The 23,889-nt window shown below is 43.4% G+C and carries 14 protein-coding genes; 13 read left to right on the top strand and 1 reads right to left on the bottom strand.

What is annotated here, in order from left to right; translation table 11 throughout:
- The first annotated feature begins 79 nt into the window (after positions 1–79).
- The 8 genes from ascB (at position 80) to MKX34_RS27740 (ending at position 15,736) form a co-directional block, all read left to right on the top strand.
- Positions 80–1,492: a 6-phospho-beta-glucosidase gene (gene ascB, locus MKX34_RS27775; protein WP_076296425.1), complete on the top strand. Its 1,413-nt coding sequence runs from the start codon at positions 80–82 to the stop codon at positions 1,490–1,492.
- Between the two features lie 284 nt (positions 1,493–1,776).
- On the top strand, positions 1,777–3,621 hold the full coding sequence (locus MKX34_RS27770) for a beta-glucoside-specific PTS transporter subunit IIABC (RefSeq protein WP_076104873.1): 1,845 nt from the start codon (positions 1,777–1,779) through the stop codon (positions 3,619–3,621).
- Between the two features lie 130 nt (positions 3,622–3,751).
- Entirely contained in the window at positions 3,752–4,591 is an 840-nt protein-coding gene (locus MKX34_RS27765) for a PRD domain-containing protein (protein WP_076104874.1), read from the top strand.
- Between the two features lie 149 nt (positions 4,592–4,740).
- Positions 4,741–5,763 (top strand): iron-siderophore ABC transporter substrate-binding protein, encoded by a 1,023-nt coding sequence (locus tag MKX34_RS27760; RefSeq protein ID WP_076104875.1) that lies wholly within the window; start codon positions 4,741–4,743, stop codon positions 5,761–5,763.
- An 8-nt stretch (positions 5,764–5,771) separates the two neighbouring features.
- On the top strand, positions 5,772–7,829 hold the full coding sequence (locus MKX34_RS27755; RefSeq protein WP_076104898.1) for an iron ABC transporter permease: 2,058 nt from the start codon (positions 5,772–5,774) through the stop codon (positions 7,827–7,829).
- A 587-nt stretch (positions 7,830–8,416) separates the two neighbouring features.
- Positions 8,417–10,444, top strand: a complete 2,028-nt coding sequence (locus MKX34_RS27750; RefSeq protein WP_254924551.1) for a penicillin-binding transpeptidase domain-containing protein — start codon at positions 8,417–8,419, stop codon at positions 10,442–10,444.
- A 177-nt stretch (positions 10,445–10,621) separates the two neighbouring features.
- Positions 10,622–13,291 carry a copper amine oxidase N-terminal domain-containing protein gene (locus tag MKX34_RS27745; protein WP_076223506.1) on the top strand — a complete coding sequence of 890 codons (2,670 nt, stop codon included), beginning with the start codon at positions 10,622–10,624 and terminating at the stop codon, positions 13,289–13,291.
- Positions 13,292–13,489: 198 nt separating this feature from the next.
- On the top strand, positions 13,490–15,736 hold the full coding sequence (locus MKX34_RS27740; RefSeq protein WP_038573249.1) for a helix-turn-helix domain-containing protein: 2,247 nt from the start codon (positions 13,490–13,492) through the stop codon (positions 15,734–15,736).
- 65 nt (positions 15,737–15,801) lie between these two features.
- Here the strand turns inward: MKX34_RS27740 and MKX34_RS27735 are convergent, their stop codons facing one another.
- The gene (locus MKX34_RS27735) at positions 15,802–16,686 is read right to left on the bottom strand and encodes a carbohydrate ABC transporter permease (protein WP_036685426.1); all 885 of its coding nucleotides are present in this window, start codon (positions 16,684–16,686) and stop codon (positions 15,802–15,804) included.
- Between the two features lie 275 nt (positions 16,687–16,961).
- On the opposite strand from MKX34_RS27735, the gene MKX34_RS27730 reads away from it, so the two are divergent.
- The 5 genes from MKX34_RS27730 to MKX34_RS27710 all read left to right on the top strand — a co-directional run bounded on the left by MKX34_RS27730 (position 16,962) and on the right by MKX34_RS27710 (position 23,863).
- Positions 16,962–17,927, top strand: a complete 966-nt coding sequence (locus MKX34_RS27730) for an ABC transporter permease subunit (protein ID WP_038573247.1) — start codon at positions 16,962–16,964, stop codon at positions 17,925–17,927.
- An 89-nt stretch (positions 17,928–18,016) separates the two neighbouring features.
- The gene (locus MKX34_RS27725; protein WP_038573245.1) at positions 18,017–19,573 is read left to right on the top strand and encodes an extracellular solute-binding protein; all 1,557 of its coding nucleotides are present in this window, start codon (positions 18,017–18,019) and stop codon (positions 19,571–19,573) included.
- A gap of 94 nt (positions 19,574–19,667) precedes the next feature.
- Positions 19,668–20,825 carry a glycoside hydrolase family 88 protein gene (locus MKX34_RS27720; RefSeq protein WP_076098812.1) on the top strand — a complete coding sequence of 386 codons (1,158 nt, stop codon included), beginning with the start codon at positions 19,668–19,670 and terminating at the stop codon, positions 20,823–20,825.
- A gap of 5 nt (positions 20,826–20,830) precedes the next feature.
- Positions 20,831–22,201, top strand: coding sequence for a glycoside hydrolase family 28 protein (locus MKX34_RS27715; protein WP_076098811.1), 1,371 nt, complete (start codon positions 20,831–20,833; stop codon positions 22,199–22,201).
- A gap of 75 nt (positions 22,202–22,276) precedes the next feature.
- The gene (locus tag MKX34_RS27710) at positions 22,277–23,863 is read left to right on the top strand and encodes a glycoside hydrolase family 43 protein (protein WP_036685415.1); all 1,587 of its coding nucleotides are present in this window, start codon (positions 22,277–22,279) and stop codon (positions 23,861–23,863) included.
- Positions 23,864–23,889: the final 26 nt, after the last annotated feature.

Here is a 23,889-nt window from a genome sequence, read left to right as displayed (position 1 = left end):
ATGTAACGCGTTCCAAGGTTTAGGATTCGGATTAGAGCAGTAAACCTATACTATCACAATAGCAAAGGCGGGAAGAAATATGAACTTACAATTTCCAGAAGGATTCCTATGGGGTGGGGCTGTAGCCGCTAACCAGCTTGAAGGGGCATATCAGGATGATGGCAAAGGCTGGTCTACTCAAGATGTCATGCCGCATGGCATTAAGTCTGCGCCTACAGAAGTTCCTACCGACGATAACATGAAGTTGATTGGTATCGATTTCTATCACCGGTATAAAGAAGATATTAAGCTGTTTGCGGAAATGGGCTTTAAAGTATTCCGGACGTCTATTGCCTGGTCCCGGATTTTTCCGAAAGGGGACGAGCCGGAGCCGAATGAACAAGGCTTGCAGTTCTACGATGATCTATTTGATGAGTGTCATAAATACGGCATTGAGCCGCTAGTTACTATCTCCCATTATGAGACCCCGCTGCATTTGGCACGAGAGTATGATGGATGGGTTAACCGTAAGATGGTGGATTTTTACGAGCGATATGTGAGAACGATCTTTAATCGTTACAAGAATAAGGTTAAATACTGGCTGACCTTCAACGAGATCAATTCTATCCTAGAGTTCCCATTTATGAGTGGCGGAATCAATACTCCATTGGAGAAATTGAGTAAGCAGGATCTGTATCAGGCCATTCACCATGAGTTCATTGCAAGTGCTTTGGCGGTGAAGATCGGTCATGAGATCAATCCTGATTTCAAAATAGGCTGTATGGTGCTGAGCATGCCAATTTATCCGCTCACTCCGCATCCGGACGATTTGATCAAGGCGATGCAAAGCGATCACAAAAATATGTTTTTCGCGGATGTTCATAGCAGAGGTTACTATCCAGGATATATGAAACGGTTCTTTAAGGAAAATGGAATCCACATTCATTTTGAGCCAGGGGACGAAGAAATTCTGAGGCATACCGTGGATTTCATATCTTTCAGTTACTATATGAGCACATGTGAAACGGCCGATCCGGAGAAACAGATCAGAGGAGAAGGAAATCTGCTGGGCGGGGTAGCGAATCCATATCTGGAAGCGAGCGAATGGGGTTGGCAGATCGATCCGCAGGGCTTGCGTTATGTGATGAATATGTTCTATGACCGATACCAAAAACCGCTATTTATCGTGGAAAATGGCCTTGGCGCCGTCGATCAGCTGGTTGTAGACGGGAACGGTGAGAAGATAGTAAACGACGATTACCGGATCAATTATTTGCGAGATCATTTGGTTCAAGTAGCAGAAGCTATTGCCGATGGCGTGGAAGTTATGGGGTATACGAGCTGGGGCTGCATCGACTTGGTTAGCGCAACAAGCGCCGAGCTGAAGAAACGTTATGGCTTCATTTATGTAGATCGTCATGATGATGGTTCAGGTACACTGGAGAGATACCGTAAGAAGTCCTTCCACTGGTACAAAGAAGTAATCGAATCGAACGGACAAAGCCTGTTCTAATAAAAAGAGTCCTGATAATCAAGATATTCTTGATCTATCAGGGCTCTTTTTTTGTTATCCAATATTATACAGACCCTGGTTTATTGTTGACATCATTAATTGAACATGTTAATTTGTAAATAATAAATTAATCGGATATCAGGATTGCTACTGCATAGCAGGCAAAACCTAAGTTTCATTTATGTTTACGGGGATAATCTCTCTCGTACATAGATGTGATTTAGGTTTTTTTGTGTTCCCTGATATCCGTGATTAATTGATCTGTTACAAAGGGGTGTATAAAAATGAGTTATGAACAGCTAAGTAAAGACATTATCCAATCTGTCGGTGGGGAGAAGAATATTAACAATGTGATTCATTGTGCCACGCGACTAAGATTCACACTTAACGATGAGCAAAAAGCTGATAAAGAAAATTTGGAGAAAATGAAAGGGATTATTGGGGTAGTTAGCAAAGGGGGACAGTTTCAAGTTATAGTGGGTACCCATGTTGCTGATGTGTATAAAGAAATTGCCAAATCCATATCCCCTAACAGTGACTCTGGCGAGAACAAGGTAAAGAAACCCATAGGGACTCTGATTTTTGATGTTATTTCCAGAAGCTTCTCGCCTCTGATTGGTGCTTTAGCAGGTGCGGGTATGTTGAAAGCGCTATTAACTGTACTGGCTTCGTTACATGTTCTAAGTGCGGATAGCGAAACTTATAAAGTATTAGCGGGCGCTAGTAATGCCGTGTTTTATTTTCTACCCATTTTCTTAGGGATTACGTTATCGATTAGGCTGGGCGTGAATGCTTATGTGGGTGGTAGTATCGGCGCGGCCTTACTTGAGCCTAATATTACGGGATTAGCAAGTGTTGAATCTCCACATTTTTTAGGTATTCCTTTAGTAATTTCGGACTATTCATCAAGCGTGTTTCCGATTTTTATTGCCATCTGTATATACGCTTTATTGGATAAGCAGCTAAGAAAGTTTATACACAAGGATTTGCAGATGTTCTTAGTCCCTATGATATGTTTGATTGTGATTGTACCGTTAACTATTTTAGCGTTCGGACCGTTTGGCGTGAATGTAGGGAATTTAATTGGAGACGCTATTTTGTTCCTTAGTACGAAAAGCGGTATTGTTACAGGGGCAATTGTGGGAATAGCTTGGACATATTTGACTGTCCTCGGATTGCACTGGGGACTTGTGCCAATTATTCTTGAGAACATTGCTAAGGGTGGAGATCCGATATATGCAATGGCCGGCATGGCCATCTTCGCTCAGCTGGGTGTAGCGTTGGGGATCTTCCTGAAAACAAAAGACAAACAGTTGAAAACATTGGCCGGCAGTACATTTATACCAGGCGCGCTTTCAGGTGTGACAGAACCTATTATTTACGGATTGCTGACTCGTTACAAACGGACTTTCATTTATGTAACTATTGCGGGCGGTGTAGGTGGAGCACTTAGTGGTCTTTTCAAAGTGAAGATGGAAGTATTCGCATTTGTGAGCGTATTAAGTCTTCCCGCATTCTCTCCGCTGGCCGTTCAAGCGATTATAGCAGGTGTGACCATTGTATTGGCTATGGTAATTACCATGGTATTTGGTTATGAAGATAAAAAGAAAGTGAATATTGTAGAAGAAAAAACGAATACTGAAAAAAGCGAGGTTATCCTTTCTCACGCCGTGAAAAGTTCAACCGTTGTAAGCCCTCTGGCTGGTAATGTAATCCCTTTAACCTCAGTAGATGATGCTGCCTTTGCTTCTGAAGCAATGGGCAAGGGGATTGCAATTGAACCCACAGAAGGCAAGCTTTATTCACCGGTAAGTGGAGTTGTATCCACTATTTTCAGAACAGGTCATTGTATTGCGGTAGTATCGGATGAGGGTGTTGAGGTCCTGATTCATATCGGTATAGAAACCGTGAAGCTAAAAGGTAAATACTTTGATGTGAAGGTGCAAGAAGGAGCAACAGTTACACAGGGTGACCTATTGATTGAATTTGATTTTGAACAAATAAAAAATGAAGGTTATCAATGCACAACGCCGATAATTATTACCAATACGGCTAATTATAGTGATGTGATTGGTACCAATAAAACAGCTATTACACCGGGTGAAGATCTGCTGACTGTTGTAGTGTGATCTATTGAAGAGTCATAAGGTATGAATGGAATCGATCTCTTAGTACTGCTACTTAGAGATCGATTTTTTATTATAGAATACTATAAAAAAAGAGCTAGCTTTGTAAAATGAAAAGGTAAGGAGCTGTAATATGCGGATCGAAAAAGTGTTAAACAACAATGTTGTTACTGTCATAGATGACCAAAATTTTGAACTAGTAGTCATGGGAAGAGGACTGGCCTTTAAGAAAAAACGTGGAGACTTTTTAGAAGAAGATAAAATTGAAAAGATATTCACTTTAAGCAATCAAAAACTTTCAGATAAGCTAAAAACGCTGCTTTCTGAGATTCCAATCGAGCACATGGAGCTCTCAGAAGAGATTATCAACTTCGCCAAACTGCAGCTCGGTAAAATGCTGGATGACAGTATTTATGTTAGTCTGACAGATCATATCAGTTTTGCGCTGGAGAGATTCTCAAAAGGGATGAAGATTAAAAACGCCATGCTTTGGGAAATCAAAAGATTCTATAAAGAAGAATATGAGGTTGGGAAAGCTGCGCTTCAAATTATACATTCCAAGCTCGGAGTCAGACTTCCCGAAGATGAGGCTGGACATATTGCTCTCCATCTGGTGAATGCTGAACTAAATGAAGAGATGCCTAACATGGTGAATATCACCAAGATCATGAACGACATCCTAAATATCGTGAAGCGCCATTTCAGGCTAGAGTACGATGAGGAGTCCCTTGCTTATTACCGTTTTATCACTCATTTGAAATTTTTTGCACAACGTCTCATCAACGGTACTCCACCTCCTGATAATGAGAATGGCTTATTTATTTTGGTAAAGGAGCAGTATAAGGAAGCTTTCGCAAGCGTTGAGAAAATTAAAATCTATATTGATAAAACATACAATCGTGAGTTAACAAATGATGAAATGCTGTATCTGACCATACACATTGAAAGAATTACAAACCAGATCATGGAGTAGGGACGGTTAAGCATTAAATTTTAACTTTGACTTTCGGGAGAATCGCGTATAAGATTACTAATATGTTTTCTGTGATAATCATTATCAATAGATTGATAACAGTTATCATGGAATCAACTTCGAACGTTGAATCCAGGGGGATAAAGCAAATGCACAAAAGGTTAATTAGTTTATTTATGGTTATTGCTATTATATTGGTCGTATCAGGTTGTGGTACTAACCAAAAGAACAGTTCAACATCGAACGCGGGAGCAACTGATAAACCAGCTGCTGAAAACGCGGGCAGTGAATCTACAAGCGGTCCTATTGTATTAAAGGATTCTAAAGGTGAGATTACGCTGGACAAACCTGCGCAAAGAGTTGTGGTATTGGAATGGACCTTTACGGAGGATGTTATTGCACTGGGAGTGCAGCCAGTAGGTAATGCAGATAACGAAAACTATAAGCTGTATGTGACTTCTGAAGCACCGCTTGATGCAAATGTGACTGATGTTGGTTCCCGTGACGAGCCAGATCTGGAGACGATTGCTTCATTAAAGCCTGATCTGATTATTGCCAATACGGGTGGGCACGAAGGAATTTATGATCAACTTAAAAGTATCGCTCCAACACTGATTTTCGGCTTGTATCCGAATGAAGGAGAAGGCAATCAGTACACGCTGATGGAAGATACTTTCAAAACGATTGCAGCGGCAGTAGGCAAAACTGCAGAAGCCGATAAGGTTCTTGCTGATTTGGATGCACATTATACAGACGCAAAAGCAAAGCTGGCTGATGCAGGTAAGGAAGGCTTGAACTATGTACTGACACAAGCATACAGCTACCAGAATGCAGCAACGATGCGTCTTTTTACAGATAATTCACTTGCGGTACAAACTTTGGATCGGATCGGTCTGAAAAACGACTGGAAACCCGAAAATTTCGAGGTTTACGGATTCAGCACCTCTACAGTTGAAGCATTACCTGCGGTTCAGGATACAAATCTGATCTACATCGTCCAAGAGGATGATAATATTTTCACGAAAGAACTGAAGGATAATTCCGTTTGGAATGGCCTTAACTTTGTAAAAGAGAATCGCACCTTCGGATTGAGCAGTACTACTTGGGTGTTCGGCGGTCCGATCTCCTCCAAAGTTATCGTGGATGAAGTTGTAAATACATTAACGAAATGAGTGCGGTTATGAACGAAAAGAGTAGCAAAGAAGCCTCTATCGGAATGAACTGGCGGATCATTGGAATATTTGGGGGCGGCTTTGCCGTCCTCTTCATTCTGTTCGTTTTAAGTTTAGGCTTTGGGGAAGCCAAGATCCCTGCAGCTACTGTAATAGATGGCTTGCTGAATCGCCAAGATATAATGGAACATAATCTGCTCTGGGGTATCCGCATGCCACGTACAGTTATTGGTCTGCTGGCCGGGGCTGCTCTGGCTGTGGCTGGCGCATTATTGCAAACTATAACGAAAAACCCGCTTGCTTCCTCAGATACACTTGGGATTAATGCCGGGGCATACTTTATGGTCGTTCTTGGTATGGTAGCTTTTCCTGCTTTGCAGCATGAATTCCCATTTTTGCTGGCAGTTGCAGGGGGACTGCTTGCTGCTTTAGCCGCTTATTTACTGAGTGGAGGCAAGGCAGCCACACCTGTTCGGCTGGCTTTATCAGGTATGATCGTCTCCATGGTGCTCGGAGCGTTTACATCGGCCATACATATTTTTAAAAGAACTGAAACACAAAATCTGTTTTTATGGGGTTCTGGTTCCCTAATCCAGTTGGATTGGGACGGTGTTATATATGCCTGGCCTTTTGTCGTAGTGCTGCTATTGGCAGCGATATTTGCCGGCAGACAATTTGATGCGCTGGAGCTCGATGAGTCAACTGCCCGTTCACTTGGACAGCGAGTAGGGCTAATTCGGGCGACGGGTCTTGGCCTATCGGTATTAATGGCTGCGGTTGTAGTCAGCGTGGTTGGACCGATTGGCTTCGTCGGCTTAGTGGCTCCCCATCTTGTCCGGCTTAGCGGGATCCGCAAACATCGCCTGCTCATTCCTGCAAGCGCATTGTGGGGAGCACTGCTCATCACGGCAGCGGATACGCTTGCGCGTGTAGTGCGAAGCAGTGTGGGTGAAATGCCTGTTGGTGCAGTTATGGCGATTATTGGAGCCCCGTGGCTCATTTGGCTGGTACTCACCAAGATGAAAAATATATCGGGCTCAGGCTCTGGCCAATCATCGATGAGCATCGGTGGGGCGGGGCTGCGTCTGCGCTTTGTGCCGACGGCTATAGTTATGACCGTGCTGCTCATTGTTATTATCCTCGTAAGCTTATCGTTTGGGGGAACAAAAATACCGATCAGTGAATTGCTAAGCAGCCTGTTCCATAGGGGGGATCAATCCTATTCCGTCCTGCTGAATTTACGGCTTCCCCGTACACTCGTAGCGGCTGCAGGAGGGATCGCACTTGCAATCAGTGGTGTATTGATTCAGAGTGCTGTTCGAAATCCACTGGCAGATGCTTCTATTATTGGTGTGACCTCAGGGGCTGGCTTTGGTGCTTTGGCCGTAATGACCGTTTGGCCAGCATTGACGGTATTTGCAGTTCCGCTTGCCGCAATCGTGGGTGGGGCACTGGCTGCTGCTTTTGTCTTTTTTATGGCCTGGCGCAGGTCCTTGAATCCATCGGTTCTGATCTTGCTTGGAATCGCAGTCTCGGCTATTGCCTCTGCGGGAATCCAGGTTATGATCGTCAAAGGAAGTTTATGGAGCAGTAGCTCCTTAATTTGGTTAACCGGTTCGACTTATGGACGAAGCTGGAATCAATTTTACATCCTATTTGTATTCCTGCTTGTACTTGTACCGATTGCATACTATTTGGGACGGAAATGCGATTTGTTGGCATTTGGCGACGAGAGTTCAACAGGATTGGGCTTGCCGGTTCGAGGAACGCGGCTTTGGGCTATGATTATCGGTGTTTTGCTTGCAGCGGGAGCCGTTGCAAGTGTAGGAACAATAGGGTTCCTTGGACTCATGGCGCCGCATGCGGTGCGGATGATGATTGGTCATCATACGAGACGATCCATTGTTTTGTCAGGGTTACTTGGCGGCTTGATGCTCGTTATTGCCGATACGCTCGGAAGAACCATAATGGCGCCGAAAGAAATCCCTTCAGGCCTTATTATTATGCTGATTGGGGCTCCGTATTTCTTGTTTTTAATGTACCGGTCACAGGTTAGAAAAGTGTAGATTTTGCTATGGAAAAATCAGGGGGTGTCCCATCAGCTGTAAAAATAGCTGCTGGGGCACCCCCTGATTAATTTGAGCTTACTCCATCTAGAACACCTCAAACTTCGTTTCATTCGATTAAGATTTTCGCTTACGCTACAGCTATCGGACACAGCTGACCTTAAACGCAGCTTTATCTCGCATTTGAAGTGACAACGGACCGCATAGTCGCAATTGGCATGAAAAGTGCTTAATTTGCCCCTCTTCCTAAGGAGTAACGTCACTGGAGTCCGAAACCAAGCTCCAAAGGCTAAAAATCCGCATATAACGTCATCTGAGTCCTTAAGCCTCGGCGAATGATGACAATTTATTGGTGCAGGCCACCAACGCCCATAAACAAAAAGCAGCGATTCTCCCATACTGGGGAAAGCTGCTTTTTTAATTGGATATTATCGATTTGTGAACAATTATTTAACTATTATTCTTAATTTTGTATATTTTCGTTTGCTAGTTTATACTTTAATCTTATGCTGTAGAATTTTGGAAATAAGGAGTGGGATTATGTGAGGCTTTTCGACAGAAAAAGTGTACAAGACGGAAGCAAAACTATTAACAACTCTGGCGAATTAAGAATCAATATTTTTTTCTTTAGCACTTTTATTATTTTTTGTGTGATTATCCTACGCCTTGCGGTCTTGCAATTTGTCGAAGGACCTACGTTATCTGAAGCTGAGGCTAACCGGGATACGAAAATAGTGGCATTATCGGCACTGAGAGGGAATATCCTCGCTGCTGATGGTGAGAAATTGGCATACTCAACGCCCGTTCAATCTTTGTACCTTACTTTGGATAAGGAATATACCGCAACAAAAACAGATAAAACTACGAAAAAAGTTACCTTAACTGCTGAGGCAAATAATAAATCAAAGGCACTCGCCAGCAAGTTAGCAGAAGCCTTCGAAACTTATGGTGATCCTAATGAGAAAAAACTAACCACAGAAGAGATCCTTGAGTCTATGGATTTATATTCAAAAAAACTCTCTGGTTATGTAGCGCGAAGAATTAAATCAGGTTTAACTAAGAAAGAAATCGCTTATTTTTTAGAACACAAAAACGAATATCCAAACCTTGAAGTGATAGAGGAAAGCAGCAGGCATTATGATACCGATACGGTGGCTGTACAAGCTGTTGGCTACGTGAAATTTTTCAAATCCTCTACTAGTTTAGATCTTTATAAGGATGTACTTCAGGCGATGAAAAATAACCAGAACCCTGGACTTAACTATAAAGAGGATGAGCTAGTAGGCTTTGATGGCTTGGAGCTGCAATACCAGAAGGAGCTTCGGGGACAGAATGGTTATAAGGAAGTTTCCGTAGATCCGCAGAATATGGCAGAAAAAATTGTCAGTATTGAACCCCCGGTCAAAGGAAGCACTATCTGGACTACCCTTAATAAAAAAATTCAGCTAAAGACCGAAGAAGCCATTAAAGATCAGATTCAGTGGTTGCATTCACACACCGTTCAGGGAGAAACACATCCTGATGCTTTAACAGGTTACGCTGTAGCCATGGAAGTGGATACAGGTAATGTTATTGCTATGGCAAGCATGCCTGACTATGATACCAACAACTGGGCTACGGGTTCGATCTCTCCAGAGGTGTATAAAAAAATTGAAAAGCATTACCAAAATGGAACGATAACTCCATACTCATCGGGAAGATCAGGGCATAATTTTGAATCTACCGTGCTGCTCGGTTCGACTATAAAACCATTGAGTGTGTTAATTGGCTTAAAAGAGGGCTTTATAAGTACTTCTTCTACTTATCAAGATAAGGGGATCACCTCATTTGGTAGAGAAGGACATGAGACGAATGTAAGGAACTCATCCAATCATGTATACGGCTCTTTGTACCCTTATACAGCCATTGAAAAATCTTCAAACGTATATATGGTTGATATGATCGGGAAAAAATTGTACGAAAAATACAAGTCTAAGGGCATTGGGGTATGGGACACATATATGAAAGAATTCGGTCTGGGTGTTCCAACAGGGATAGGTTTACCAAGGGAATACTTGGGTGATTTAAATTATAAAGCTGAAGCTAAAGCGGGTTCAGTTCAGTCGGCACTTGTTTATGCTTCTTTTGGGCAGCAGGGACGTTATACCGTTCTACAGTTGGCGCAATATGCGGCTACACTAGCCAATGAAGGGCAACGAATCAAACCACAGCTAGTAAGCAAGATCACGGACTCCAAAGGTAAAGTTATCAAAGAATTCAAACGGGAAGTGCTTGATGAAGTGACTACTTTCGATAAATCCTATTGGCGGGAGATAAAGAAAGGGATGAACAGTGACGTTAAAAGTGCCTTCGGTGATTTCCCCTATGATTTTGCACGTAAAACAGGGACTTCACAACAGACGGATAGTAAAAACATAAACCGTGATAACGGAGTGTTTATAGCTTTTGCACCACGTGAAAATCCAAAACTTGCTGTAGCTGTAGTTATTCCTGAAGGCGGATTTGGATCTAGTAGTGCAGCACCTGTAGCGAGAAAAATTTTTGATGCTTATGATTGGGAGTACGGATTGGATGGAATTCCGAAGAAAAATGTGGATAAAAGTATCAACGAATAACCAAAAGGAGAGCGCAAACTGCGCTTTCTTTTTCTTTTTACAGAGCGGTTTGTGGCGGATGAAAGGAACGGGTTCCAGATTAAAATATTGTAACCATAAAGCGTGAAACTTTTATCCTAGTATGAGCGTCAAAGGGGTAGGGAAAAAATGTATTCGTCATTCCAGGAGGGTGAATCTGTGAAGAAGTTATGGATTTCTATTTTAGTGGGCTTATTAGTTTTGCCGATGATGTTTCAATCTTCAGTGAAAGCTGCTACTGCGCCCATCAGTATTTTTATTGACGGGGTTCGATTGTCCACAGATCAAGCACCGGTGATGGTGAATGGACGGACAATGGTACCCTTACGGGCAATTTTTGAAGCCTTTAATGCCTCTATCAAGTGGAATCAGAAAACACAAACTGTAACAGCAACTAAAGATGATACAACGATTATGTTAAAGATTGGCTCAAAGACAGCCACGATTAACAATAAAGCTGTAACTCTAGATGTGCCTGGTCAGAATTTGAAAGGGAGAACGATGGTTCCTACACGGTTTGTCAGTGAGGCACTGGGTCATGATGTGGGTTGGAACCCAAGCACCAAAGTAGTGACCATAACGACTTCCGGCGGTAAAACTGGAACTGTAAATCCGGCATCGAATGTACAGTTGAAGGATGTAAGTGATAACGGTGACGGCCGTGATCTTCAGGTCAGCTTCACCCAATCTTCTAATGAAGCTCTTGTGGATCATTACCGGGTAATGATTGTAAAGGCTTGGAGCACTTTTAATATCTCATCTGCACAAAAGGTTACATCCGCCAATTATTCTACTGTTTTAGCTAGAGGCACTAATCCTACGATTAGAATGACCGCAAATTCAAGGGATGTTGATGGTGATCTCATTAAAGGTAATCAGACCTATGTAGCTTATGTTTTCGCAGTGGGTAAAGGCAATAATACCAGCGCTCTTTCGTATAGTTCTGCGACTATATCACTTAACACTAATACTGTAGTCGTTGCCCCAAGTAATGTACAAGTAAGTGATGTGAGCGATTATAGTGATGGCCGCGATTTAGCCGTAAGTTTTAATAAGGTATCGGATGAATCCAAGGTGAGTTCTTACCGGATATTTGTAGTCAAAGCTACTAATTATTCTTCTTTTAATTTGGCGGCAGCAAATGCTGTTAGCAGTTCAAATTACACACAGGTCAACAAAACAGGCTCCAATATTACCCAGATCTTATCGTCTGGAGCGAGGGATGTGGATGGTGCCCTCATTAAGACGGGAGTTGGTTACCGTGTGTTTGTTATGGGGGTAGATAGTGGCAGTAATACAGCCAATAATTTATTGTCTGCTGCTTCATCTGCGATTACGCTGTCCTCGGTCAATGTTTCTAATTTAAGTGTAAGCGACGTTAGTGACTTTGGAGATGGCCGGGATTTAAAAGTATCCTTTAACCACGCTACAGATGAAACGTATATTAGCCAGTACCGGATTCTAGTTGTGCCTACAGCTTATTCCAACAACTTTAGTTTATCTGAGGCGAATAATGTCTCCAGCTCTTACTACACAACGGTGAGCACAACAGGATCTAGCACCAGTCAAGTGTTAGCCTCATCTGCAAGAGACGTGCGTGGGAATTTGATTAAGAATGGAACACCTTACAGAGTGTATGTGTTAACGATTGGAAGCGGGAAGAATTTGGGCACCAACATTCTCTCAACGGATTCAACATTAATTACGTTGGCTGTGGACTACAATGTGAGTGCTGTCTACAATTTGGATGTAAGCGACGTAAATGACTATGATGATGGCCGGGATTTAAGAGTATCCTTTGACCACGCTACGAATGAAACGTATATTAGCCAGTATCGAATCCTGGTTGTACCTACTTCCTATTACAACAGCTTCAGTTTATCTGACGCCAATAATGTGTACAGTTCCAACTACACAGCAGTGAGCACAACAGGATCCAGCACCAATCAAGTGTTAACCTCGTCATCAAGGGACGTGCGCGGTAACCTGATAAAGAGTGGAATCAATTACAGAGTGTACGTGTTAACGGTCGGAAGCGGGAATTACTCGGGCAGCAATATTCTTTCTTCTGGTTCACAGTTAATTACGTTGAATGTAGATTACAGATTGACTCCTATTTCGAGCTTGGATGTAAGGGACGTTAATGATTACGAAGACGGCCGGGATTTAAAAGTATCCTTTAACCATGCCACGGATGAAACGTACATCAGCCAGTATCGAATCCTGATTGTTCCTACTTCCTATTACAGCAGCTTTAGTTTAACCCAGGCGAATGCTGTTTCGAGCTCCAATTACACTGCGGTAGGCACTTCAGGAAATAACACCAGTCAAGTCTTGGATTCTTCAGCCAGAGACGTAAACGGAAATTTAATAAAGAGTGGAATCAGTTACAGAGTGTATGTGTTAACGATTGGCAGCGGCAAGTACTCAGGCACTAATGTGTTGTCCTCAGAGTCGAATGCCATCACTTTATCCACTAAGCTGCCGGTAACCTCTGTCACTAATGTAACGTACAGTGTGGATGAGGGTAAAATACTAGTAAGTTTCAACCGTTCCTCTAACGAGTCTAACATTTCGGAATATCGAATCCTGGTGGTTCCGTCCAAACAAGGTTTTGGATCAGCGGAAGCAATTGAGGTGAAATCCTCGTATTATACGTCGATAACGCCTAACGGAACGAATCCTACAATTGTAGCCTCGAGAAGAGATGTTAATGGTGCATTAATTGTTAAGGGTGTTAAATATAAAGTATATGTTCTTGCGGTAGCCAATAACAATGGCGTGCAGAGTGGTGGTCTTTCGGATTCAACGGAAGAGATTGAAATATAAGGATAGGGAATAAAGGCATTATAATATAAGGCAAAAAACCTTCATTGAGCACTGGGCTTGATGAAGCGTTTTTTGCCTTGTTTTTTTGTTTTCTATTTTTAATAAAAATAGGGTTGCGATTATACACATTTAAAACATTTGGTTTAACCTATTGGAAGCGCTATAATTGAAAATAATTACATGCTTAAGGAGTCTATCATGAAAAAAGGCAGGATATTCTACAAGATTTTTGTTCCTATTCTAGTGCTGGGGATTGGCCTGGTTATTAGCTTCGGTGGCTATATTTATCTGACAACGATTAATTCGGTAAATGAGAGAGTAGCGGATGATAAACAGAGTTTAATTACCCAAATTAAAAACACTCTGGAACAGAAAATTCAGACCATCGAATACGCTTTTAATACTTACAGTACCACCAGTTCCTTCAGAGAGGTTGTGCAGAATCCGATCACGGAGCAGGATTTTGAGGAGTATCGCGAGATTAATTCCCAGCTTAACTACATTGCCAGTATGGGGATGGATTTTGTTAATTATTCTCTAATCAGTTTGGAGCAGAAATGGCAGATTTCTAATGGGAAGCTTTCACATTTAACGGAAGAAGAGAGCAGGACACTTTATGAGAGCTATATCAATAACCGTAGCCGGGGTTTATTTTGGGTTAAGACGGATAAAGGCATCCGCTTTGTAAATACCCTGCCGGTATTCTCACAGACCAAACAGGCGATTGCCTTATCTGATATATCACTTCAGACCTTGCAGAGCACCCTTCAGACCGAAGGAAACACACCGGTGTTTATTCTTAACCGGGAGGGTGAGCTTTTATATGAGTCGGAAACCGGGAAGTCCCTGCTGACTAGTAATCAGCTTAGCCATATTACTAATGTTGCCGGAGGCGGGGGGCAATTGGGGACGATTGCCATGGAGCGGGCTGATCACCAATCGATAAAAGCTATTTATGCTAAATCTTCTTATAATAATTGGATTTACGTAACTCTTTTGGATAAATCAGAAATTTCAGATGCACTAAAGACAACCCGATTCGGGATTGTGATGATGGTACTGCTTATTACATTGTTGATTGCGGTAGTCGCTTACGTTATCTCTTTGTATTTCACCAAGCCATTCCGGCAGATTCAGCGCCGATTATTACCTGCCAATGCAGAGCTAGAGCCCAAGAATGAGGTAGACTGGATTATTAATTCGATTGATACCATCTTATCGGAGAAAGAAAGCCTAGAGGGTCTTATTGAGTCTGAGATGCCTAAGTTGGAAACTCAGTTTATTCTAAATCTATTTCGTAGCCGGATATCTCAAGAAGAGCTGAATCAAGGTTTGCCTCGTTTCGGTTATGAGCTGTCACAGAATTCGGTGTATGCAACGCTGCTGATACAGCTGGATAACTATGGGGAACGGCAGGCTAGCGACAAGGACCTTCTGCTTGTGGCGGTCAACAAACTGGTGGAAGAGCTGATTCCGCAGGAGAAGCGGATGATTCCTATCCTATTAAATGACCGTACACAAGCGACCATCCTGATTTTTGAGGGAGCGAATGAACAGGAGAACCGGAGAATAGCACTGGACTATGCGAAGACAATTATTCGAACAGCTAGAGAAATCCTGAAACTATCCGTTAGTGTTGGAATAAGCAATTTTTACGATAATTTATTATTTAGTAAGGAAGCTTGTGAGATGAGTAAGCAGGCGCTGCACCATCGTTTAAATCTGGGCAAAGAGTCCATCATTTTCTATGAGGATATATCGAAGGTAATCTCGGGTCCAGTTCTACTGCATTATCCGTCTGAGTTTGAGTCCCAGTTATTTGACGCGATTCGGATTGGAGATGAAGAACAAGTCTCCTGTTCTCTGTATCCATTACTCGGGGAAATGATGAAGCACAGTAAGAATCCTTTGAATTTCGAAGTCACATTAATACGTTTCGTCAACAATCTGATTCAGCTGGAGCAGCTGCTGGGTGTAGAGGTTCTGCTGACAGAGGACAATTCTACGTTGTACCACCGATTGTTAGACATCCGTAATCCGGAAGAGATCGAACGCATTTTGGTCAAAGAAGTTATTCATCCGATGGTGACCAGCGTTAAGGAGAAGACAGACCGTCAGTTCCGCCTTTTATCTGATAAAATTGCGGTGATTGTCCGCTCAGAATTTGATCAGGACTTAACGTTAGAATTAATCGGTGATCGCCTTCATTACAGTCCGAACTATTTAAGCAGTATTTTCAAAAAAGAGTACGGGATGACGTTTAGCGAATATCTAATGAACTATCGCCTGGAAATGGCTAAGAAGTGGCTTGTAGAAACGGATATGACCATTAAAGAAATTGCTGAAAGGCTGCAGTACCATAATCCGCAGAACTTTATTCGATCCTTCCGTAAAAAAGAACATGTAACACCAGGTGCATACCGAACCCAGAAACAGGAGAAGTAAGGCGCTGAACACAAACAGCCAGCCCCGGGAGACCGGGGCTGGCTGTTTTGTATAGCTGCAATGTTTTAGCCTTTTACAGAACCCAGCAGGGCTCCTTTGGTGAAGTGTTTTTGTACGAAAGGATAGGCGAGCAGCATTGGAACGGTTGCGACTACGATAACCGCCATCTTGATGGTTTGAGCAGGTGGGATAATATCAACAGAAGCATTATCTCCCTGCATCCCGCTGGCGACGATAACAATTTGGCGCAGCAGGACTTGTATAGGCCACTTTGTGGAGTCCGTCATATATAAAACTGCACTCATATAAGTATTCCAGTAAGCTACCCCGTAGAACAAGGAGAGGGTCGCGATAGATGGCATCGCCAGCGGAAGCATGATTTTGAAAAATACACCAAAATCATTAGAGCCGTCAATCTTGGCTGATTCCTCTAGCCCTTCCGGCAGCGCCTGGAAGAAGTTGCGCATAATGATCAGGTTAAAAGCATTGATCGCAACAGGCATGATCATGGACCAGTAGGAATCGATTAACCCGAAATATTTAACTACCAGGAAAGTAGGGATCATCCCTCCGCTGAAGAGCATGGAGAACACGATTACGAAATTGATAAAATCTCTTCCGTACAGATATTTTCTAGATAATCCATAAGCCATTAAAGAGGTAAGAACCATACTAACAACTGTACCCACTAAGGTTACACCGATGGATACGCCAAGCCCTTTAAAGATAGTAGGCGTTGACAGTATATAACGGTAAGCATCCAAAGAGAATGTCGTCGGGAACAGGATGAAGCTTTTTTCTACTACCTCCTGTGTTGAAGCAAAGGAACTGGCAAACACATTGACAAAGGGTAAAAGACAGGCTAGGGCAATGAGTGTAAGCAGTGTGGTATTTACAATAGTAAACAGCCGGCTACCCATAGTTTCTTTTTTAAAAGATGATTGCGACATGCAGATATCCTCCTTGTAATCGTTTCATTGAAACTTTAACAGGGGTCTGTTATTCCGTATATAATCATTAGCTTGGGCTTTGTTTTGAGAGGAAAAAGCGCGATAAGGCATAGATGATCTTTATGTATTGTAGTAATCACTATAAGATGCACGGGCCTGGAAAACCTTATAGCTGTAGGGTTCTTGGAGTATCAGTATCTGATGATTATATACGTAATGGACGAATGATCGTAATCTGGGAATCGTAAAGAAACGCGATCAAGGAGGCCGATCAGGTGAAAGAGGCAAACGTCACCATGCTGAACACGAAAGTTAATCCAGTAAGAAAAAAGCGAACGGGGCCTAGCTGGCTGAGTTTAAAAAGAAACAAGTTATTGTATCTAATGATACTCCCGGGATTTTTGTATTTTGTTATTTTTAAGTACCTGCCTATGGGCGGTCTTATCATTGCATTTCAGGACTATCAGCCGTTTCTGGGCATAGCGGATAGCCCGTGGGTAGGGTTTAAGCATTTCGTCCGATTGTTTACAGAACCTACCTTCTTTATGCTATTGAGTAATACACTTATCTTGTTTGCATTAAACATTGTTATTTTCTTCCCGCTACCTATTATAGTGGCGCTGATGCTTAATGAAGTTCAGCACAAGTTATTTAAGAGCACCATTCAAACGATTATTTATATCCCCCATTTCATGTCATGGGTTATCATCGTCTCCATTTCCTATGTATTTATGAATGTGGATGGAGGGGTGCTGAATGAGATGTTGGCGGCCTTTGGGATGCAGAAGATCAGCTTTTTGACTTCTCCCGAGTGGTTGCGTACCGTGTATATCGGACAGATCATTTGGAAAGAAATTGGTTGGTCAACCATTATTTATTTGGCAGCCATTACCGTAGTGGATACGCAGTTATATGAAGCAGCTGAGATGGATGGAGCGGCAAGATTGCGCAAAACATGGCATATCACCCTGCCGGCGATTCGTCCAATCATTATTACCTTGCTTATTCTGAAGATTGGCCACACGCTGGATCTGGGCTTTGAGCATATGTACTTGCTGATCAATTCCTTGAACCGCGAAGTTGGAGAAATTTTCGATACCTATATCTATACAGCTGGTTTAAAGAACGGACAATTGAGTTTCAGTACCACAGTAGGTCTGTTCAAGGGTGTGGTTGGCTTGATTCTCGTTATGCTGTCGAACAAGTTAGCCAAAAAAATCGGCGAAGATGGTGTTTACTAGGCTTCACAGTATGCTGAATTCTTACCTCTGCCTTAAGGGCAGAGGTGGAAGATACAACAACAAATACATTAGTAAAAGGGGTAATGTTGATGAATCGCAATTACAAAAAAATTGCAGCCTTAATGTTGTGTAGCGGGTTAGTACTCACTGCATGCGGAGGAGGCAATAACGCGAAGGAGTCAAATTCTTCAAATGGGGGAACGAATTCAACGGCTAAAACAACTGCTGCACCTGCAGATGTGCTAGATGCTAAAGCAAAGATTAGCTGGCTGAACATTTTACAAACGTCTACAACACCAACGGGTCCTATTCTGGAAAAAATTGAAGAATTAACGAATACAGAGATTGAATTCTCATGGATTCCGGATCCTTCCAAAGAAGAACGTATTAATACTTCATTAGCATCGAATTCCCTAGCGGACATCGTTACCCTGACTATTCTTGATAACTCTTCTGTACGTAATGCACTGAAGGCCGGTATGTTCTGGGAAGTAAGTCCTTATCTTGATGAGTTCCCGAATTTGGCTAAAATTTCACAGGATACACGTACATCGGCATCGATTGCAGGTAAGCTGTACGGGGTTCCTTTCCAGAAGTCCTTGGCTAGAAACGGCGTTGTTATCCGTAAAGATTGGCTGGATAAGCTTGGACTGCAGGTTCCAAAAACAACAGATGAGTTGATGGAAGTTGCGAAAGCGTTTACCGAAAAAGACCCTGATGGTAATGGCAAGAAGGATACCACAGGCTTCATGGACCGCAGCGATCTTGTATATGGAGCATTTAAGACGTTGGGCTCATACTTTGGAACACCGAACTATTGGAGCGTTGACGATGCGGGTAAAATGACACCTGAGTTCGATACAGAGGCTTATGTTAAAACCATGGATTATATGAAGACTCTTTATGATGGTGGGTATATCAATCAGGATTTTGCTGTGACGGCTAAAACAGATCAGCAGCAGAATTTTGCGCAAGGAAAGGCTGGAATTTATGTGGGTGCCTTGTTTGACAGCAAGAACCTGCTAAATCTGTCTAAGGGCATACAGGATGGCATGGATTTGGTTATGGTTAACGATATCACTTCCACTGGCAATGAAGCAGATCGTGCCATCTGGGCTGGTAATAACGGAATTGGGGGACTGCTGTCTTTCCCGAAATCCGAAGTTAAGGATGAAAATGAGTTAAGACGGATCTTGAAATTTGTTAATGATCTTATGAATGAAGATGTCTATGGCTTGATGACCTACGGTATTAAGGATGTTCACTACACAATTGATGGAGAACAAGCGGTTACGATTAAGGATACGGATCTCTGGAAGCAAGAAGTTCAGCCATTTTCGGCATCTCGTCCATTAGAGAATGGGTTCATTATCCATGATGCTGATCCACTCAAAGTTGAAGCTGATAAGCTGATCGTTGAGAATGCTAAATATGCTGTACTGAATCCTGCTTACTCTCTGGAATCTGAGACCTATTCTACTCAAGGATCTGAATTGCAGAAGATTATGACAGATGCCACTTATAAATATATTCTTGGCAAAATTGATTTGAACGGATTTAAAGCTGAGGTTGAAAAGTGGAAGAAATCCGGCGGCAGCAAAATCATTACTGAATATGAAGCTGCTTATAAAGCTGTAAATCCTTAAGAAGTACTACAGACTATATTCTAAGAAAATAGTAGATGGGTCCTAAATGGGGAGGCTGCGTTTAGGACCATATCTATTCAAACAGGAGGAAAAAATGAAAGACAACAATGCACTTAGGAGTATGGGCTGGGGTGTTCGAATTGCAGATTCGATTATGGAGCGAACGCCAAGATTATATGAGGATAACGGATATCATGGAAAATGGTCTTATGATTATGGAGTCATCTTGAAGGGTTTTGAGCTGCTGTGGAGACAGACCGGGCAGGTTAAATATTATCAATTCATCAAAGATAATATGGATTATTTTATTGAGGAAGACGGCTCTGTGAAGGGGTATCGCCTGAGCGAACATAATATTGATCACTTAAATAACGGGAAGATCCTGTTTGTGCTCCATAAAGAAACTGGGTTAGCGAAATATAAAATGGCAGCAGATTTATTAAGAAAGCAGATAACAACGCATCCTCGAACCTCGGAAGGTGCGTTTTGGCATAAGAATGTATATCCTTATCAGATTTGGCTGGATGGCTTGTATATGGGCTCTCCTTTCTATCTGGAGTATTTACTTGAGTATGAAGGCGGCAAGGGTCTGGACGATGTGACCCGGCAATTTATTCTGTGCGAGCGTCATACCAAGGATACTGAGACGGGTCTCCTGTTTCACGCATGGGATGAAAAGCGGGTACAGCCGTGGTGCGATCCTGAAACGGGGTTGTCTCCGAACTTTTGGGGGCGTTCGCTGGGCTGGTATGTGATGGCGCTAGTGGATGTACTCGGCATGCTCCCTAAGGAACACGCGGATTACGAGATCTTGGCACGTATTCTGACAGATACGCTGACAGCGCTTCGTCAGGTTCAGGATGCTGATGCCGGAGTCTGGTATCAGGTTGTAAACATGGGCGGCCGTAAAGGCAATTATTTGGAGGCTTCTGCCTCAAGTATGATCACCTATGCAATGGCTAAGGGCATTCGGATTGGTGTACTGGATGCTAGTTGGTTCGAGACACTTGACCGTGCTTATCAAGGCCTTATTACTGAATTTGTGCTGGAAACCAAAAATGGCTGGGTTAACCTGAATAAAAACTGCCAGGTCGCTGGACTCGGTGGTGAAGACCGGAGAGATGGTACTTACACCTATTATATCAGTGAACCGATTGTTACCAATGATCAGAAGGGGCTTGGCGCATTCCTCCTGGCTTGCGGAGAATATGAATATTTGCAGCGTCCTGCCGTGACGAAAGGGAGCGAGTGAAGCGCATGTCTATCTACAATATAAATGACTACGGAGCACATCCTAATAGTGCAGAGCCTTCAACGGAAGCGATAGCCCGTGCCATTCATGCGGCAAGCGAGGCAGGGGGAGGAACAGTTTATGTTCCTTCCGGGCACTATCAGACAGGCGCTATCTTCATGAAAAGCAATATTGAGCTACAGCTTAGTCCTGGAGCTGAGCTTAGCTTCAGCTCTGATCCTAACGATTATCCGGTGGTGAGTTCCCGCTGGGAGGGCGTGAAACAGAACGTCCATGCTTCATGTATTTTTGGAATAAATCTAGAGAATGTATCGGTTACAGGTGCAGGCAAGCTGGATGGAAGGGGCGCACCTTGGTGGGATAAACATCGGAATTCTCCTGATTCACTGCTGTATCCCCGCCCGAAGCTTATCAGCTTCGACAACTGCCGTAGAGTTACGCTCAGAGATCTGACACTCGTAAACTCCCCAAGCTGGACTGTGAATCCTATTTGTTGCCAGGATGTTACGATTGATAATCTGTCGATCTATAATCCGGCGGATTCGCCTAATACAGACGGCATTGACCCAGAATCCTGTGTGAATGTCCGCATCAGCAACTGCAATATCGATGTGGGTGATGACTGCATCGCCATTAAAGCAGGGACGGAGGATACGAAGGAGCGGGTTGCGTGTGAGAATATCACGATAACTAACTGCACGATGATTCATGGTCACGGCGGTGTGGTGCTGGGAAGCGAAATGAGCGGAGATATCCGTAATATCGTGATCAGCAATTGCGTGTTCAAGCAGACAGACCGCGGAATTCGGCTGAAGTCCAGACGCGGGCGCGGAGGTGTTGTCGAAGATATTCGTGTCAGTAATATCGTGATGGAGGACGTGATCTGTCCGTTTATTCTTAATCTTTATTATTTCTGCGGACCACGTGGTAAGGACAAATACGTATGGGACAAGAATCCTTATCCGGTGACGGAGGAGACCCCCTGCTTCCGACGGATTCATTTTGCTAATATTACTGCTCGGAATGTTCACGCTGCTGCAGGTTTTCTTTACGGCCTTGCGGAGCAATACATTTCAGAAATTACCTTTTCCGATATTGATATTTCCATGGCAGAGAATGCAATCCCTGGTCGTCCAGCCATGATGTCAGGAATCCAGGATATGAACAACCGTGGGTTCTATCTTGGCAACGTAAGAGATATCCGCTTCCGCCAAGTGACGATCGAGAATCATGAGGGACCGGCTTTTTATATTGAAAATGGAGAAACGGTAGATATCACCGGTTGCCAATCGAGAAACACCCGTAAAGTGGAAGAATTAGTACAGCAGGTGACCGTTATCCCGTCACAGGAAGATCTAAGTGAGCAGACAGACTGATAATTGAACAGGATAGACTGCAGATTTGCTTAGGGTGAAGGGTGCGGATGTATGGAAATAGGAAGGAGTATGAAGATGATTACAGATAATATTCAGACTGGAATTATTCACAATCCCATATTAAAAGGCTTCAATCCTGACCCTTGTATTGTAAGAGCGGGGGAGATGTATTATATTGCTGTTTCTTCTTTTGAATGGCTGCCCGGTGTAAGGGTGTATCAATCAGCGGACTTAGTAGACTGGGAGCATTGCACAGATATTCTGACTCATCAGGTGGATCTGCGGGGGAATCCGAAAAATTGCAGTATCTGGGCTCCACAGCTTAGCTATTATGACGGTTTGTTTTATCTGATTTATACCGATGTTAAGAGCACTAAAAGGCCTTTTAAAGATTGTCATAACTATCTGATTACTGCGGGGGATATTGAGGGACCTTGGTCTGACCCGGTATACCTGAATAGCAGCGGGTTTGATCCATCTCTGTACCATGATGAGGATGGGCGCAAATGGCTGCTGAATGAGCTGTGGGATTACCGGATTACGGAAGGCAACAAGTCCTGCGGAATTGTAATTCAGGAGTACGATCCAGAGCAATGCCAATTAATAGGTGAACCTGTGAAAATCTTTGATTGCACGCCGCTGAAGAAGACGGAAGCGCCGCATATTTACAAGCGGGGAGGTTATTACTACTTAATTACGGCAGAAGGCGGCACTGGATCGGGGCATGCCGTAACCGTAGCGCGCTCCAAGGCGCTGCTGGGTCCGTATGAGGTGGATCCGCTCAATCCGATGTTGACCTCACGGGATAATCCCGAGCTGCCGCTTCAATGTGCCGGCCATGGAAGTCTGGTAGAGACACCAGAAGGTGAATGGTATATGGCCCATTTGTGTACCCGACCCCTGGAAGGCGAATACGCCATACTGGGGAGAGAGACTGCCGTTCAGCAGGTGCACTGGAATGAGGAGGGCTGGTTAAGACTAACCTCAGGCGGAAATGCGCCACAGCTCAAGGTACCAGCACCTAAAGGAACGAAGGTCCTGAAACAAGTGCGGACGCTTGAATTCGAGGATGATTTTAACGGCCCGGAATTGAAAAAGAACTGGAATACACTGCGGATTCCTAGGAATGAAAGCTGGTGTTCCCTTGCTGAAAGACCGGGCTGGTTAAGAATCAGGGCCGGGGAATCCGTGCAGAGTCTGTTTGAGCATCATATTCTGGCTATTCGCCAGACGGATATAAGCTTCCGCGCCGAAACAGCGCTTGAATATGAACCGAATACTTATCTGCAGATGGCAGGACTACTGTTATACCTGAATGAAGATAACTATCTTTATGCGTATATCAGCCATGAAGAAGGACGTGGCAAGGTGCTGCGGTTAATGCGCTGTCAGCGGGATGAATTCACTGCGGAGCCTGTAATGATTGAACTAAATGCAGGGGAGACACTGCGGATCGCGGTTGAGGTGCAGGAAGTGACTGGGCAATTTGTTTATCTTAAGGGTGACGATACGGAGTGGAAGCCACTTGGCGATCCGCAGAATATCAGCTTTTTATCGGGAGGCTTCACTGGGAACTTTGTTGGCATTGCGGCGCATGATATGCAGCAGTTCGGTGGCAGCAGTGCTGATTTCGCATATTTCCGTTATCAGGGCAAGGAATAATACACACGGCTTTACTAAGGAAGGGG

The sequence above is a fragment of the Paenibacillus sp. FSL R5-0636 genome (genome assembly GCF_037974255.1).
Classification (GTDB): domain Bacteria; phylum Bacillota; class Bacilli; order Paenibacillales; family Paenibacillaceae; genus Paenibacillus_AQ; species Paenibacillus_AQ odorifer.
The sequence above is the reverse complement of the archived record's forward strand: the minus strand, read 5'-3'. Positions and strand labels throughout refer to the sequence as shown.

Bases quoted from the DNA above. Each gene is read 5' to 3' on its own strand.
- ascB (WP_076296425.1), top strand. From the start codon at position 80: ATGAACTTACAATTTCCAGAAGGATTCCTATGGGGTGGGGCTGTAGCC.
- MKX34_RS27735 (WP_036685426.1), bottom strand. From the start codon at position 16,686: ATGTCGCAATCATCTTTTAAAAAAGAAACTATGGGTAGCCGGCTGTTT.
- MKX34_RS27725 (WP_038573245.1), top strand. From the start codon at position 18,017: ATGAATCGCAATTACAAAAAAATTGCAGCCTTAATGTTGTGTAGCGGG.
- MKX34_RS27720 (WP_076098812.1), top strand. From the start codon at position 19,668: ATGAAAGACAACAATGCACTTAGGAGTATGGGCTGGGGTGTTCGAATT.
- MKX34_RS27715 (WP_076098811.1), top strand. From the start codon at position 20,831: ATGTCTATCTACAATATAAATGACTACGGAGCACATCCTAATAGTGCA.
- MKX34_RS27755 (WP_076104898.1), top strand. From the start codon at position 5,772: ATGAACGAAAAGAGTAGCAAAGAAGCCTCTATCGGAATGAACTGGCGG.
- MKX34_RS27760 (WP_076104875.1), top strand. From the start codon at position 4,741: ATGCACAAAAGGTTAATTAGTTTATTTATGGTTATTGCTATTATATTG.
- MKX34_RS27710 (WP_036685415.1), top strand. From the start codon at position 22,277: ATGATTACAGATAATATTCAGACTGGAATTATTCACAATCCCATATTA.
- MKX34_RS27765 (WP_076104874.1), top strand. From the start codon at position 3,752: ATGCGGATCGAAAAAGTGTTAAACAACAATGTTGTTACTGTCATAGAT.
- MKX34_RS27740 (WP_038573249.1), top strand. From the start codon at position 13,490: ATGAAAAAAGGCAGGATATTCTACAAGATTTTTGTTCCTATTCTAGTG.
- MKX34_RS27770 (WP_076104873.1), top strand. From the start codon at position 1,777: ATGAGTTATGAACAGCTAAGTAAAGACATTATCCAATCTGTCGGTGGG.